A 14,782-nucleotide genomic window follows, 5' to 3' on the forward strand; every position below is an offset into this window, starting at 1 on the left:
GGGCAGTCAGCCTGGGCGGGTGTGCCGATGATCGATCGGTTGCTGGTGGACGTCGCGGACGGCGGCCTGCTGTCGTTGTCCGCGTGGCCGGCCGGCGAGCTGCCCGCCCGGGTCGGCCCGCCGGCCCCGCTGGTGCTGCCGCTCGACGGCGACTCGCTCGAAGACCTGCGCTGGTACCTGGAGGACTACCTCAAGCACCCCTACGCCGCCTACGCGGAGCGCGGCTCGGACGTCGCGGCCCGGCTGCCGGCGTGGGGGGAGGGCCTGTTCCACGCCGTCTTCGGGGCGCCGGAGTCGCGGGCGGCCTATGCGGCGGTGCGGGCGCGGGGCAACCAGGTGGAGGTGGTGATCCGGTCCGAGTCGCCGGAGCTGCTCGGGCTGCCGTGGGAGCTGATGCGCGACCCGGGGCGGGGCAGGCCGCTCGTGCTCGACGGTGTGGCCCTGACCCGCGGCCTGCCTGTATCGGATCTGGGCGGCTCGTTCCCCGCCGCCGAGGGGCGGCTGCGGGTGCTGATGGTGATCTCCCGCCCGGACGGGCGCGACGACGTGGGCTACCGGATGATCGCCCGCCCGCTCCTCGGCATGCTCGACGCGGTACGCGGCAACGTCGAGCTGGTGGTGCTGCGCCCGCCCACCCTCGCCCACCTGCACCGCACCCTCCAGGAGGCGGAGCCGTTCCAGGTGGTGCACTTCGACGGGCACGGCGTGTCCGGCGGGGCGATCGTGTTCGAGAAAGAGGGCGGGGGAGCCGACCGGGTGCCCCCGGAGAAGGTCGCGCGGGTGCTGGCCGACGGCCGCGTGCCGGTCGTGCTGCTGAACGCCTGCCGCTCCGCCGAGGTCGCGCCCCGGCTGGTGCGGGGCGGGGCGGCGTCCGTGGTGGCCATGGGCTACAGCGTGTACGCGGTCGCGGCGGCCGAGTTCATGGCCACCTGCTACGAGCGGCTGTTCGCCGGCGACCGGATCGCCGACGCCGTCACCGCCGGCCGGGCCCATCTGGCGCTGCGTGACGAGCGGCCCAGCCCTAAGGGCGGCCTGCCGCTGGCGGACTGGGTGGTGCCGGTGCACTACCTGCGGCGCGACGTCAGCTTCCCCGGCCTGCGCACCGAGCGCCGCGGCCCCTCGCTGGACGACCTGCTGGACCGCCCGCGCGAGGAGCCGTCGCCGGAGGACGACCTGGCACCGGTGGGCGCGTTCGTGGGCCGCGACGACCTGTTCCACACCCTCGAATCGGCGGCCCGCCTGCAGCGGGTGGTGATCCTGCACGGCCCGGCGGGGGTGGGGAAGAGCGAGCTGGCCAAGGCGTTCGGGCGCTGGTGGCGCGACACCGGCGGGGTCGACCGGCCGGACTGGGTGATCTGGCACTCCTTCGAGCCGGGCCTCGCCTCGTTCGGGCTGGCCGGGGTGGTCGCCGAGATCGGCCTGCGCGTCTTCGGCACGGACTTCGCGAGCAGGGACCCGGGGCAGCGGCTGGAGGCCGTGCGCCGGCTGCTGCGGGAGCGGCGCCTGCTGCTCGTCTGGGACGACTTCGAGTCCGTGCACACGATGCCGAACCCGGTCACGCCGCCGCTGTCCGCCGCCGAGCTGGACGAGCTCAAGCGTTTCCTGCACGAGGCCGGCACGGTCCTGATCACCAGCCGCAACCCGGAGGAATGGCTCGGTGACCTGCGGCGCGTCGAGGTGGCCGGGCTGAGCGCGGAGGAGGCGGTGGACTACGCCGACCGGCTGCTGGAGCCGTTCCCGCAGGCCGCGCGGCGGCGCGAGAGCCCGGCGTTCGCCGACCTGATGGAGTGGCTGGACGGCCACCCGCTCACCATGCGCGTCGTCCTGCCGCACCTCGACACCACCGGTCCGGCCGCCCTCCTCGACGGGTTACGCGGCACCGCCCCGCTGCCCGGCCACGACACGCTGGCGGCCGGCCTCGGCTACTCCTTCGAGCGCCTGCCGGAGGCCGACCGGCGGGCCCTGACCGCGACCGCGCTGTTCCACGGCGTGCTGGACGCGAACCTGCTCGACTGGATGTCCGGCCTGGACGACGTTCCGGACCGGATCCGGGGGCTGACGGCCGCCGACTGGACCCGCATCCTGGACGGCGCCGCCGCCGTCGGCCTGCTCACCCGGGTCGGCAGGGGGATGTACCGCGCCCATCCCGCCCTGCCCGCCTACCTGATGGGGCGCTGGCGGGCCGAGGACACCTTCGCCGAGGAGCACGCCGCCGCCGTGCACGCCAAGCTGTCGGCCTACTCGGCGCTGGCCGACTTCGTGTGGCCGCGGCTGTCGGGCGCGGACGCCAAGGCGCTGGTCCTGCTGGTGCGCATGCACGCCCGCGACTTCGGCGACATGCTCGGCCACGCCGTCGAGCACCGGATCTGGGACCGTGCCCAGTGCATCGCCCAGACGCTGGACAGGTACTGGGAGATCCGCGGCCTGACGGAGGAGGCGCAGGGCTGGACCGACCGGATGCGCCTGGCCCTGGAGGACGCCGACGGCAGCCTGTCCGACAAGAGTGGCTGCTGGCTCTTCGTGGTGACCGCCGAAGCGGTCAGGCACCTGAAAGCCCAGCGCATCGAGCAGGCGCGCGACATCTACGCGACCGTCCTGCGGCACGCCGGGCAGGACGTCCTGCCGACCGTCCACCACCAGCTCGGGGTGGTCGCGGCGGCCCTGCGGCGGTGGGACGAGGCCGGGCGGTGGTACCGCGAGGCGCTGGCCGCCAACGAGCGGCTCGGCGACCGGGCCGCCGTCGCCGGCAACTGCCACCAGCTCGGCCTGCTGGCGCAGGAGCGCGGGCGATGGAAGGAGGCGGAGCGGTGGTACCGCAGGTCGCTCGCGATCGCCCAGGAGCTCGGCGACCGCCCCGGCGTGGCCGGCAGTTGCCACCAGCTCGGCATGGTGGCGCAGGAGCGCGGCCGGTGGGAGGAGGCGGAGCAGTGGTACGACCGCTCGCTCGCCATCTACGAGGAGGCCGGCGACCGTCCGCACCTCGCCGCCACCTACCACCAGCTCGGCATCCTGGCGCAGGATCGCCGGCGATGGGCGGAGGCCGAGCGCTGGCACCTCGAGTCGCTGACCATCAAGGAGCAGCTCGGCCTCCGCTCCGAGCTGGTCGCCACCTACCACCAGCTCGGCGTGCTGGCCGCGTCGCTCGGCCGGCGGCAGGAGGCGGAGCGCTGGTTCGGCCAGGCGCTCGCGCTCGCGGAGCTGCTCGGCATGCGCGCGGACGCGGACCGCGAGCGCGACTCCCTCGACATCCTGACAAGGAGCTGACCGTGCCCGACCCCGTAGCCGACGGCGCCAGGGCCGCCGCCCGCCGTCTCGACCTGACCGCCGACGTGGAGACGGCGTTGCGAGGGCGCCGCCCCGACCAGTACGTGGACCCGATCTCCCTGGCCTCCCTGATCGTCAGCGCCGCCGCCCTGGCCTGGACCGTCTACCGGGACCTCAGGAAAAAGACGGACCCGCCGTCGCCCGACGTCATCACCCGCACGGTCCGCACCGAGCTACGCCGCTCCCGCCGGCTCACGGCCCGCGACGACGAGGTCATCACCCTCACCGTCCACGAGACGCTGACGGCCATACAGGGCGGCCAGGAGAGCCCCGGCGACGCAGACCCACCCGAACCAGTCGCCGAACCGCGCGTAGAGGGTGACGCCTGACGGCCCGGCGGGCACGTCGGCGACGGCCGTCACGAAGGGCTCGCGCGTGCCCTCGGTGGACGTGCCGGCCAGCACCCGCCCCCACGGGTCCGAGATCATCGGCGTGCCCCACTGCGCCGACCAGGCCAGCGAGAACCCGCTCTCCACCCCGCGCAGCAGCCCCATCCTGCTGTGCTGCCAGCCGTTGCCGAACTCGTCGGCCGCCGGGACGGCCAGCAGCCGCGTCCCGGCCCGCCCGTAGTCCCTGCTGGGGGCGGCGAAGTTGAGGTCCATGCAGTTGGCGAGGCCGATCCGGCCGCCCGCCGTCACCAGCTCCGTGCCGCGCTTGAAGGGCGCCCCGGGCGCGAAGTGCCATTTGGTGTAGTACGCGGGCGCCGACCCGTCGGCCGGCAGCAGCACCGAGTAGTTGTACTTGATCGCGGGCGTGGTGTGCACGATGCCCACCACCACGTCCACGCCCCGCCCGCGCCCGGCCTCCGCCAGCGGCCCGATGACGCGGGGCAGGCCGGCCTCGTCGGTGCCGAACGCCCCTTCGGGCAGCACCACCGTCCGCACGCCGGCCGGCAAAGAGGCGATCCGGGCGGCGTACCCGCGCACCAGCTCCTGCCCCTCCGGGCCGGCGGCGTCCGGCGCCCACTGGTAGCGGGTGGCGGCGAGCACCGCCACCCGCCGCAGCACCGCGTCGCCGGCGCCGGCCAGCCGCCAGGCCCCGAACGCGAGCGTCAGCGCGCAGATCACGGCCGCCACCACCCCGACCCGCAGCCGTGCCCGCGTGGACAGCAGCGCCGCCACCGCGCACGGCACCATCAGCACCAGGAACTCCACGCCCCACGCCCCGGTCACCGACGCGATCTGGGTCACCACCGGCACCTCGGCCTGGTTGGTGGCCAGCGGCCAGATGATGCCCGACGGGTTGGCCAGCGTGATCAGGTGCATCGCCGCCACCCACGTCGCCGGCGCCGCGAGCACCGCCGTCAGCGCCCGGCCCCGCCGCAGCAACGCGCGGAAGAACGCCACCACGAGGCCGAACAGCAGCGAGCTGCCCGCCACGATCGTGATCCCGATCGGCAGCGGCACCGACGGCGTGCGCAGGAAGAACTCGAACTGCCCCGCCTGCCCGAGCAGGTAGGCGGCGGACGCCGCGCCGAACGCGGCCCGCCCGCTCACCCGGGGCGCCAGCCACAGCACCGGCAGCGGCGCGAGCCAGGTCAGCGCGGGGATCGGGGCGAACCCGGTGCCGAGCAGGAACAGCACCGCCGACGCGAGCAGCGCCGCTGGGATCTTGACCATGTATACACCGTAAACGTGCCTTGTTTACGGCGTCAACAATGAATTCCAGGGTTACGATCACGGGATGGCACGCCTGCGCAGGACACCCCCGCACGAGCTGGACCCGGAGGCCAGGGCGCTCTACGACAAGATCACCTCAGGGCCGCGCGGCCGGTTCATGGTGGACGGGCAGGGCGGGCTCACGGGGCCGTTCAACGCCATGCTGCTCAGCCCGCCCCTCGGCGATCCGCTCCAGGAGCTGGGGGCCGCCGTCCGCTACCGCTCCACGCTCAGCGACCGGGCGCGGGAGCTGGCGATCCTGGTGGTGGCCGGGCACCACGACAGCGCGTTCGAGCGGGCCGCGCACGAGCCGATCGCGCGGGAGCTGGGCTTCAGTGAGGAGCAGCTCCAGGCGTTGCGCGACGGCGCGCCCCTGACGCTCGACGACCCGGCCGAGTCTGCGGTGCTCGGCGTGGCCCGCGCGCTGGTCGCGAAGGGGGATCTGGACGACGAGGAGTACGCGGCGCTGGGGGAGCGGGCGCTGTTCGAGCTGACCACGCTGGTCGGCTACTACTCGACGCTCGCCCTCCAGCTCCGCGTCTTCCGCGTGTAGCGCCGCGACCAGGGCCGCTGGGGGATCAGCGCGTCATGCCGCTCGGGTCGCGCAGCCACGTCTCCAGCACCGCGCGGGCCTCGCCCGCCCGTTCCGGAAAGCGCAGCGCCCTGGCCAGCACCCACAGCGCGCCCTGCAGCCCCCGGGCCGCCACGAACGCGCGCAGCGCCGGATCGCCCGGATCGGCCCCATAAGCCCGGACGGCGGCGCGCCCGTCCAGCCGGGTCGTCCGCAGCAGGACCGCCAGGTCCCACGCGACGGGTGCCGCCATGCACTCCTCGAAGTCGTTCCACAGGAGCCCGGCGGGCGTGGCGAGCAGGTTGCCGGGATGCGCGTCACCGTGCACGGCCTGGAGCCCGGCCGTCCCGTCCAGCCGCTCCCGCAGCGCGGCGTGCGCCTCCCGCAGCCGCGCCAGCTCCCCGGCCCCGACCAGCTCGGGGCCCGCCCCGGCCAGCAGGTCCAGCAGCCGCGCCGGCTCGTCCAGCACCGGCCCCAGGTACGGCAGCTCGCCCGGGAAGCCGCGCAGCGCCGCGTGCAGCTCCGCCAGCATCCGCCCGGCCTCGCCGGGCGTCACCACGCGGGCGGGATCGTGCCGGACGTGCGCCCAGAAGGACACCGCGATCCCGTCGCGCACGTGCGGCCCGGCGGGCAGCAGGTCGCTGGGCGGCACCACCGGCGCCCCCGCCGCGCGCAGGAACGACACGACCGCCATCTCGCGCTCCAGCGCGTCGGCGGGCCGCGGCCGGCCGAGGGCCGTGGTGGTGGGCACCCGCGCAACGATCGGCGCGGGCCGCAGCAGGATCCGGAGGCTGAACGAGTCGTGCAGCACCTCCGGCTCCGCCACGCGCACCCCGTGCTCCTCGGCCACCGCGACGGCGGCGGCCACGGCGGCGCTGCGTGACGGCATGGGCTAGGCCGACTCCCTGATCACCAGCTCGGTGGGCAGGATGATCGGCTCGGTCGGCCCGCCCTCGAACAGGTTGAGCAGCAGCCTGACCATGGCCGCCGCCTGCTCGGCGATCGGGTGCCGCAGCGTCGTCAGCGGCGGCTCGGTGTACTTGGCCGCCTCGACGTCGTCGAACCCGACCACCGCCACGTCGTCGGGCACCCGCCGCCCGGCCTGCCGCAGCGACTGCAGCGCCCCGACCGCCATCATGTCGTTGGCCACGAACACGGCGTCGAGCCCCGGGTCGTCGCCGAGGAGCTGCCGCATCGCGATCGCGCCCGACTCGCGGGTGAAGTCGCCCACCGCGACGATCGAGCGGCGGTCGGAGTCGCGCAGCACGTTGCGGTAGCCGGCCAGCCGGTCCTGGCCGGCGATCATGTCTTGTGGGCCGGCGATGGTGGCGATCCGGCGTCGCCCCGTCTCCACCAGGTGCCGCACCCCGGCCTCTGCCCCGCCGACGTTGTCGTTGTCGACGTACGGGATGTCGACCGGCACGGCCGGCCGCCCGTAGGAGACGACCGGCACGCGCAGCCGCGAGAGCGCGGACGGCAGCGGGTCGGCGCCGTGCATGGACAGCAGCATGACGCCGTCGACGTGCCCCCCGGCGATGTAACGCTCCACCCTGGCGTGGCTCTTGGGCGAGGACGCCAGCATGAGCACGACCTGCTTGTTGATCGCCTCCAGCTCCACCGAGGCGGACCGGATCGCCGTGGAGAACAGCGGGTCTTCGGAGAAGACCCGGGTGCCGGGCTCGCTGACGACCAGGGCCACCGAGTCGGTGCGCTGGGTGACGAGGCTGCGCGCGGCGGAGTTGGGGACGTAGCCCAGCTCGTCGATCGCGCGCAGCACGGCGTCGCGGATGTGCGGCGCCACCGTCGTCTGCCCGTTGACCACCCGGGAGGCGGTGGCGCGCGACACGCCGGCGCGGGCGGCGACCGCCTCAAGGGTCGGGCGTCTCATGTCTGCACCAGGAGGGAGAGCACGTCCAAGAATCTACAGGCCGTTCCTGCCGATCACGTCCCGGTACCACAGGGCGCTGTCCTTGAGCACCCGCTCCTGCGTCGAATAGTCCACGTGCACGATGCCGAAGCGGCGCCGGTAGCCCTCGGCCCACTCGAAGTTGTCCAGCAGCGACCACACCAGGTAGCCCCGCAGGTCGGCGCCCGCCTCGATGGCGCGGTGCACCTCGCGCAGGTGCCCGTCCAGGTACGCCACCCGCTCGTCGTCGTGCACGCGGCCGTCCTGGACGACGTCGTCGAAGGCGGCGCCGTTCTCCGTGACCATGAGGCCGACCTGCGGATAGTCCTGCGAGAGCCGCACGAGCAGCCGCGACAGGCCGTCGGGCACGATCGGCCAGCCCATCGCGGTCGTCGGCGCGTCCGCGGTGGCGAACCTGACGTCCTCGGAGCCCGGCCAGGCGGCGTCGGCCGGCAGCCCGGGGCCCGACTCGACGACGCACGGGTTGTAGTAGTTGACGCCGATCAGGTCGATCGGCGCGTTGATCAGCTCCAGGTCGCCGTCCTGGATGTGGTCCGTCCCGCCGTTGCGGGCCGCCGCCTCCAGCACCTCCCGCGGGTACGTCCCGTACACGGCGGGGTCGAGGAACTGCCGGGTCAGCAGCGCGTGGATGCGGTGCGCCGCGGCCGCGTCCGCATCGTCCGGCACCGCCGAAGGGTCGTTGACCTGGGCGGGGGTCAGGACGGGTGAGGAGTTGACGACCAGCATGAGGGTGCGGGCGTCGGCCGCGCGCAGCCGCCGGGCCGCCAGGCCGTGGCCGAGCAGCAGGTGGTGGGCGGAGCGCAGGGCGTCGGCGGGGCTGCGGCGGCCGGGCGCGTGCACGCCGTTGCCGTAGCCGAGGAAGGCGGCCACCCAGGGCTCGTTCAGCGTGGCCCAGTTGTCGACGCGGTCGCCGAGCCGGGCGTGCACGGCCTCGGCGTAGTCGGCGAAGCGGGCGGCGGTGTCGCGGTCGGTCCAGCCGCCGCGGTCTTCGAGCGCTTGGGGAAGATCCCAGTGATAAAGCGTGACATAAGGCGAGATTCCGGCGGCCAGCAGCTCGTCCACGAGCTGGTCGTAGAACGCCAGGCCGCGCGGGTTGACCGGGCCCGCGCCGTCCGGCTGGATGCGCGGCCACGCCACCGAGAACCGGTAGGCCGCCAGCCGCAGCTCGCGCATCAGGGCGATGTCGTCGCGGAAGCGGTGGTAGTGGTCGCAGGCGACGTCGCCGGTGTCGTCGCCCGCCACGTTCCCGGGGGTGTGGGAGAAGGTGTCCCAGATCGACTGGCCCCGCCCGTCCTCCTTGACCGCCCCCTCGATCTGGTAGGAGGCCGTGGCGGCGCCCCAGACGAAGTCCTCGGGAAACATCATCCCTTAACAGCTCCTTGCATGATTCCACCGATGATTTGCTTGCCGAACAGGGCGAAGACGGCCACGAGCGGCAGCGTCCCGATCGCCGTCCCGGCCAGGCCGAGGACGTAGTCGTTGACGTACCCGCTGGCCAGGGTCGAGAGCGCCACCTGGACGGTCGGATTGTCCGGGTTGAGCACGACCAGCGGCCAGAAGTAGTCGTTCCAGGCCGACATGAACGTCAGCATGCCCAGCACCGCCGCCGCGGGCCGCGCGGCGGGCAGCACGACGTGCCAGAACAGCCCCCACGTCGAGCAGCCGTCCACCCGCCCGGCCTCCAGCAGCTCCGTGGGCAGCGCGCGCGAGAGGTACTGGGTCATGAAGAACACGCCGAACGCGTTGACCAGCGCCGGCACGATCAGCGCGTAGGTGGTGCCGGTCCACTCCAGCTTCACCATGAGCATGTAGAGCGGGATGATGCCGAGCTGGGCGGGGACCATCATGGTCGCGACCGTGATCACCAGCATGATGTTCCTGCCCCTGAACGTCAGCTTGGCGAAGGCGAACCCGGCCAGCGTCGAGAAGAACATCACCGCGATCGAGATCGACCCCGCCACGATGACCGAGTTGACCAGCGCGAGCCCGAACGGCACCGTGTCGAAGACCCGGGCGACGTTGGCGAAGAAGTTCCCGCCGGGGATCAGCGGCGGCGGCACCTCGGCCAGCGCCGAGTTGTGCCGGGAGGCCACCACGACGCTGTAGTACAGCGGGAACGCCGAGAAGAACGCCACCGCGGTCAGGGTCAGATAACGCAGTCTCACACCAGGCCGCCCTTCACCCTGCGCGTGATCAGGAAGTTGATCCCGGCGACGACCACCACGGCCACGAACATCAGCCACGACGCCGCCGAGGCGTAGCCGAAGTCGAACGTCGAGTTCGCGAAGCCCTGCTCGTAGACGAACAGCGCCAGCGTCTGGAACTGCCGGTCGGGGCCGCCCGTGGCGATGCCGCCACCGCCGCCGCTGCTCTGCCCGAACAGCATCGGCTCGGCGATGATCTGCATGGCGCCGATCGTGGAGACGATGACCACGAAGATGATCGTCGGGCGGATCATCGGGATCGTGATCCGGCGCAGCTGGGTGAGGTTGCTCGCGCCGTCCAGGGTGGCGGCCTCGTACAGCTCGCGCGGGACGGCCTGCATGGCCGCCAGGAAGATGAGCGCGTTGTAGCCCGTCCAGCGCCACATGATCATGACCGAGAGCGCGACGTGCGAGGTCGCCGTGCCCGCCGCCCAGTCGATGTGGCCGACCCCGAACCACGACAGCATCCAGTTGATCAGCCCGAAGTCCCGGCCGAAGAGCTGACTGAAGATCACCACGACCGCCACGACGCTCGTGACGTTCGGCAGCAGCAGGGAGATCCGGAACAGGGTCTGGAAGCGCAGCCGCCGGTTCAGCAGGTGCGCCAGCCAGATGGCCAGCGCCAGTTGCGGCACCGTCGACAGCACGCCGATCGACAGGGTGTTGAAGGTGGCGTTCCAGAAGTACTCGTCGGCGAGCAACGTCGAGTAGTTGCCCAGGCCGACGAACTCCTGGGTGTCGGACAGCAACGTCCACTCGTGCAGGCTCACCCAGGCCGTGTAGACCAGCGGGAACAGCCCGAAGGCGCAGAACAGCAGGAAGAACGGGGCCACGTAGGCGTACGGCGACACCCTCATGTCGAGGGTGTGCCGCACGCTGCGCCTACGCCGTCGCGTGACCGCGAGGGGAAGGGTGCTCATTTGATCTTCTTGACGTCCTCGAGCACCTGCGCCCACGCCTCGTCCGGCGTCTGCTTGCCCTGCTCGACCCGGCCGAGCCCGTTGCCGATGGCCGTGCGCACGTCGGCCTCCTTCGGGCCGAGGTGCTGCGGCTTGAGCGCCTTGGCGGCGTCGGAGTAGATCTTGCCGATGGGGGCGTCGCCGAAGAACGGCTTGGTGAAGTTCTGGATCGACGGGTCGTCGTACAGGGCCGGGATCGACGGGAACGTGCCCTCTTCCTTGAAGACCTTGGCCTGGTTCTCCTTGGAGGTGAGGAAGTCGATCAGCTCGGCCGCCTCCTTCGGGTGCTTGCTCTGCTTGGGCACCATCAGGTGCGAGCCGCCGCTGTTGCCGGAGCCGCCGGGCACGGACGCGATGTCCCACTTGCCGGCCGAGTCCTTGGCCTGCTCCTGGATGAAGCCGGTCATCCAGGCCGGGCAGATGATCGTGGCGAACGAGCCCTTGGCGAAGCCGGTGTTCCACGGCGGCGAGAAGGCGGCCAGCTTGGCGGTCAGGCCGTCGGCGGTGAGCTGGTTCGACAGGTCCCACGCCTTCTTCACGTCGGGGTTGGAGGCGACGATGATGTTGTCCTGGGCGTCGTACAGGCCGACGGGCGCCTGGTTGACCATCGCGCGGAAGATCTCACCGGGGGAGTCCACGAACTTCGCGCCGGCCACGTTCGCCGCGGCGAACTTCTTGCCCGTCTCGATGTACTGCTCCCACGTCGGCCACAATGCCGACACCTCGTCGCGCTTGTCGGGCAGGCCGGCCTTCTTGAACAGGTCCTTGCGGTAGCACATGGCCAGGCCGCCCACGTCGGTGCCGAGGCCGAGGACCTGCGTGCCGTCCTTGCTGAGGCCCTGCTGCCACTTCCAGTCGAGGTAGTCGGCCTGGCGCTTGTCGAGCCCGTACTGCTTGAGGTCGACGAACTTGTTCGGCTGGGCGGTGAACGTGCTGATGTAGCCCACCTCGACCGCCGCGACGTCCCCCGCGCCGGCGTTCGTGGCCAGCCGCTTGACCAGGTTGCTGTGGTGGTCGTTGAACTGCGTGACGTTCTCGACGATCTCGATGTTCGGGTGGGTCTTCTTGTACTCCTCGTAGAGCGGCTTGAAGCCGAAGTCGCCGAACAGGTCGACGGTCAGCTTGATCTTCTCTCCGGGCTTGGCGCTCGACTCGGTGGTGCTGCCGCCTGCGCCGCCACCTCCTCCGCCGCACGCCGTCGCCAGGGCGAGGACGGACGCGGTGAGCAACGGCAGGCCGAGCCGCCGGATGCGAGGGGCCATGGGAAACCCTCCTGGGTCGTGCTTGGGGGATGACTGAGAGAGCGCTCTCTCACGAGAGTCGTGGTGCTCCCCTCCTGCTGTCAACGGGGGTCAAATAACGATCAGCGTTATTTAAGAGAGCGATCTCTCAACGCGGCGGTGCCGCTAGGAGGCGTCAGCCGGTGAGGGCGCGGCCGGCCATCCGGGCGTACATGCGGCCCGGGCTCGGCTCCCGCGTCAGGAAACCCGGCAGCATCGGTAGGTTCACCGCGAACGGGTCGAGCCGCTCGTACAGCTCGTCGGCGTCGGCGGGCCGGTCGTCCGGCTGCTTCTCCAGCAGCTGCGCCAGCAACGCGCTCAGCGGCTCCGGCAGCCCCGGGATCTCCGGCGGGCGCTCCTTGACCTGCTTCTCGAAGACCACGTAGTCGGTCGGGCCGGTGAAGAGCTGCCGGCCGCTCAGCATCTCGTGCAGGACGCAGCCCAGCGCGTACAGGTCGCTGCGCGGCTCCGCCACGCCGTGCTGGATCTGCTCCGGAGCCATGTACGCCGGAGTGCCCAGGATCTGGCCGATCCTCGTGAACGTCGTGACCTCCGACTCCCGGAGCATGGCCAGCCCGAAGTCGAGCACCTTCACGCTGCCGTCGGGGCAGAGCATGAGGTTCGTCGGCTTGAGATCCCGGTGGCAGATCGCCAGCGCGTGCGCCGCCGACAGCACCGCGCACGCCTGCGCCGCGATCGCCGCCGCCCACGGCACCGGCAGCGGGCCGTGCTCGTGCACCAGGTCGGCCACCGTGACGCCCTCGATGAACTGCATCACCTGGTAGAGCCGCTGCTCGTGGGTGCCGAAGTCGTACAGGACGGGCGCCCCCGGATGCTCCAGCCGGGCCAGGATCCGCGCCTCCCTCATGAACCGGCGCTCCAGCTCGTGATCCGGCCCGCTGGGCAGCCGCAGCAGCTTCACCGCCACCCGGCGGTCGAGGTGGCGGTCGTGGCCCGCGTAGACCGCTCCCATGCCGCCCTGCCCAAGAGGAAGGTCGTCGAGCTCATAGCGGTCACCGATGACCATCAACGCCCCTCCCGCAGCCTTTCGGGGAAAAACTACACCGTCAGGACTGCGGGTGCAGGTGGCCGTCCGCGAGGCCGTCGAGGCCCAGCCGGATCAGCGTCTGCCCCAGCGTCGAGGTCTCCCGGATGGCGTCCTCCAGCACGGCCAGTTGCCTGAACGCCTCGCCGTACGCCTTCTGCTCCTTCAGCGACAGCCGCGGCAGGCGGGTGCGCCGCACGTCGAACCTGCTGGAGCCGGTCGTCACCCGCCCGCCGGCCGCCCGCAGGAAGCCCGCCAGGAAGTCGGGGTCGAGCCGGCGCGCGTCCACCCGGTACAGCGTCAGGTGCGGCCCCAGCACGGCCCCGCCGCCGTCCTCCACCACCCGCACGGCCGAGTACGAGGCCACCACGTCACCCGGCTGGACCGGCACCAGCCCCTGCTGCATGGTCGTCAGCCCGGACGGCGCGCCGCCCGACAGCACGTCGTCGGAGGTCAGGACCGGCACGTCACCGCCGTCGGCGGCCATCTTCGGCGGGGCCTGCGACGTCGTCACCAGCCCCTCCTTGATCAGGTCGCCCAGCGTCGTGGCCGGCTGGTCGAGCGGCTGCTCCAGCACCTTCAGGTCGGGCGGCACGGCCGCCGCCGCCAGGAACCGGTCGCGGGCCTCGGCGAACGCCCGGCCCACGTCGTCGCGCCGCTGGTGCCGCGCCGGGGTCATGTCGACCTCGTCGGCCAGCAGGTCGATGATGCGCACGGTCTGGTCGGAACGGTCCTCCAGGTACGCCTGCCAGGCCGGCTCGACCACCGACAGGTCGGCCGTCGCGTCGAGGATCAGCACCTCCGACGGCGGCCGCTCCCCGGCCGCCGGGCGGCGCAGCAGCCACAGGTCGGAGCCGGGCAGCGCGACGACCGCCCGGAGCGCGCCCGCGCGCAGCAGGTTCGCGCGGATGCGGCGGCCCGCCTTGCGGCTCGCGGCGGCCGGCGGCATCAGGATCGCGACCAGGCCGCGCGGCTTGACGTGCGTGAGGCAGTGCTGCACCCAGGCCAGCTCCGGCTCGCCGCGCGGCGGCAGGCCGTACTCCCAGCGCGGGTCGCCGGTCAGCTCCTCATAGCCCCAGGCCCGCTCGTTGAACGGCGGATCGCACACGACGGCGTCGGCCCGCTCGCCCGCGAAGCCGTCGTTCCTCATGGAGTCGCCCGCCACGATCCTGGCCTCCACACCGCGCAGCACCAGCCTGGAGGCGGTAATGGCGGCGGAGGTCTCGCTGAGCTCCTGCCCGAGCACCCTGGCGCCCTGCTCCAGGGCGGACGGGGCGAGCAGCAACGTGCCGACCCCGCAGGCGGGGTCGAGCACGGTCGCGCCGGGCGCGCCCACGAGCCGCACCATCAGCGCGGCGACGTCGTCACGGGTGACCGAGAGCTGGCGGGAGTGGGCTTCGAGGTAACGCTCGCACAGGAACTCGTACGCGGTCAGCGCCCCGTGCTGCTCACCCAGCTCCCGCACGAGCTCGGCGAGCTCGTCATCAAGCCCACCACTGTTTGACGGGGGGCTTTGTGCATCAAAGGACCTGGTGAGCAGGGCTCCGGCCTGGGCCACCAGCTCACCCAGCCGCAAATCCCCCGCGGCTTTCAGGCGTTGCCAGACCCGATCTCCCAGCGATACCTGGTAGGACTTCCCATAGCGCCGCAGCCAGGACTCGACCTGCCGCAGCGAGAACAGCGGCTGGTTGGCGGTGCCGCCGATGGGCTGGGGGAAGTCGTCGTGGCGACGTCGCCAGTTGCTCACCGCGGCACGCCCGACACCCGCGAGCCGGGCGATGTCCCCGGCGTTCACGGTCGGGTCGTGGCTCATG

At 72.4% G+C, this 14,782-nt stretch carries 11 protein-coding genes; 2 read left to right on the forward strand and 9 right to left on the reverse strand.

The genetic code is table 11. The annotated features are described in order from the left end of the window. The first annotated feature begins 27 nt into the window (after positions 1-27). Positions 28-3,264, forward strand: a complete 3,237-nt coding sequence (locus tag KIS93_RS41230; RefSeq protein ID WP_155128472.1) for a CHAT domain-containing tetratricopeptide repeat protein — start codon at positions 28-30, stop codon at positions 3,262-3,264. Between the two features lie 233 nt (positions 3,265-3,497). Here KIS93_RS41230 and KIS93_RS41235 read toward each other — a convergent pair whose 3' ends face one another. Then, positions 3,498-4,943 (reverse strand): nitrilase-related carbon-nitrogen hydrolase, encoded by a 1,446-nt coding sequence (locus KIS93_RS41235; protein WP_080042580.1) that lies wholly within the window; start codon positions 4,941-4,943, stop codon positions 3,498-3,500. A 64-nt stretch (positions 4,944-5,007) separates the two neighbouring features. Between KIS93_RS41235 and KIS93_RS41240 the strand changes: the two genes are divergently transcribed. After that, positions 5,008-5,535, forward strand: coding sequence for a carboxymuconolactone decarboxylase family protein (locus KIS93_RS41240; RefSeq protein WP_080042579.1), 528 nt, complete (start codon positions 5,008-5,010; stop codon positions 5,533-5,535). Between the two features lie 25 nt (positions 5,536-5,560). On the opposite strand, the gene KIS93_RS41245 is transcribed toward KIS93_RS41240, so the two are convergent. The 8 genes from KIS93_RS41245 to KIS93_RS41280 all read right to left on the reverse strand — a co-directional run bounded on the left by KIS93_RS41245 (position 5,561) and on the right by KIS93_RS41280 (position 14,781). Then, positions 5,561-6,442: a phosphotransferase enzyme family protein gene (locus KIS93_RS41245; protein ID WP_080042578.1), complete on the reverse strand. Its 882-nt coding sequence runs from the start codon at positions 6,440-6,442 to the stop codon at positions 5,561-5,563. A 3-nt stretch (positions 6,443-6,445) separates the two neighbouring features. After that, entirely contained in the window at positions 6,446-7,441 is a 996-nt protein-coding gene (locus tag KIS93_RS41250) for a LacI family DNA-binding transcriptional regulator (protein ID WP_080042577.1), read from the reverse strand. Between the two features lie 33 nt (positions 7,442-7,474). Further along, a complete protein-coding gene (locus KIS93_RS41255; RefSeq protein ID WP_080042576.1) occupies positions 7,475-8,845 on the reverse strand; it encodes a GH1 family beta-glucosidase in 1,371 nt (456 codons plus the stop codon). Continuing rightward, positions 8,842-9,645, reverse strand: coding sequence for a carbohydrate ABC transporter permease (locus KIS93_RS41260; protein ID WP_155128470.1), 804 nt, complete (start codon positions 9,643-9,645; stop codon positions 8,842-8,844). Before KIS93_RS41260 ends, KIS93_RS41255 begins: the two co-directional genes overlap by 4 nt. Beyond that, a complete protein-coding gene (locus KIS93_RS41265; protein ID WP_080042575.1) occupies positions 9,642-10,604 on the reverse strand; it encodes a carbohydrate ABC transporter permease in 963 nt (320 codons plus the stop codon). Before KIS93_RS41265 ends, KIS93_RS41260 begins: the two co-directional genes overlap by 4 nt. After that, on the reverse strand, positions 10,601-11,905 hold the full coding sequence (locus tag KIS93_RS41270) for an ABC transporter substrate-binding protein (RefSeq protein ID WP_080042574.1): 1,305 nt from the start codon (positions 11,903-11,905) through the stop codon (positions 10,601-10,603). The genes KIS93_RS41265 and KIS93_RS41270 overlap by 4 nt, the downstream gene beginning before the upstream one ends. 154 nt (positions 11,906-12,059) lie before the next feature. Then, positions 12,060-12,950 (reverse strand): serine/threonine-protein kinase, encoded by an 891-nt coding sequence (locus KIS93_RS41275; protein ID WP_080042573.1) that lies wholly within the window; start codon positions 12,948-12,950, stop codon positions 12,060-12,062. Positions 12,951-12,990: 40 nt separating this feature from the next. Next, positions 12,991-14,781 (reverse strand): N-6 DNA methylase, encoded by a 1,791-nt coding sequence (locus tag KIS93_RS41280; RefSeq protein ID WP_080047207.1) that lies wholly within the window; start codon positions 14,779-14,781, stop codon positions 12,991-12,993. Between the last annotated feature and the right edge of the window lies 1 nt (position 14,782).

The sequence above is a fragment of the [Actinomadura] parvosata subsp. kistnae genome, from assembly GCF_900323885.1.
GTDB lineage: Bacteria > Actinomycetota > Actinomycetes > Streptosporangiales > Streptosporangiaceae > Nonomuraea > Nonomuraea composti.

Excerpts from the sequence above, each read along its gene's own strand:
- KIS93_RS41250 (WP_080042577.1), bottom strand. The coding sequence starts at position 7,441 with ATGAGACGCCCGACCCTTGAGGCGGTCGCCGCCCGCGCCGGCGTGTCG.
- KIS93_RS41265 (WP_080042575.1), bottom strand. The coding sequence starts at position 10,604 with ATGAGCACCCTTCCCCTCGCGGTCACGCGACGGCGTAGGCGCAGCGTG.
- KIS93_RS41255 (WP_080042576.1), bottom strand. The coding sequence starts at position 8,845 with ATGATGTTTCCCGAGGACTTCGTCTGGGGCGCCGCCACGGCCTCCTAC.
- KIS93_RS41240 (WP_080042579.1), top strand. The coding sequence starts at position 5,008 with ATGGCACGCCTGCGCAGGACACCCCCGCACGAGCTGGACCCGGAGGCC.
- KIS93_RS41235 (WP_080042580.1), bottom strand. The coding sequence starts at position 4,943 with ATGGTCAAGATCCCAGCGGCGCTGCTCGCGTCGGCGGTGCTGTTCCTG.
- KIS93_RS41245 (WP_080042578.1), bottom strand. The coding sequence starts at position 6,442 with ATGCCGTCACGCAGCGCCGCCGTGGCCGCCGCCGTCGCGGTGGCCGAG.
- KIS93_RS41275 (WP_080042573.1), bottom strand. The coding sequence starts at position 12,950 with ATGGTCATCGGTGACCGCTATGAGCTCGACGACCTTCCTCTTGGGCAG.
- KIS93_RS41280 (WP_080047207.1), bottom strand. The coding sequence starts at position 14,781 with ATGAGCCACGACCCGACCGTGAACGCCGGGGACATCGCCCGGCTCGCG.
- KIS93_RS41270 (WP_080042574.1), bottom strand. The coding sequence starts at position 11,905 with ATGGCCCCTCGCATCCGGCGGCTCGGCCTGCCGTTGCTCACCGCGTCC.
- KIS93_RS41230 (WP_155128472.1), top strand. The coding sequence starts at position 28 with ATGATCGATCGGTTGCTGGTGGACGTCGCGGACGGCGGCCTGCTGTCG.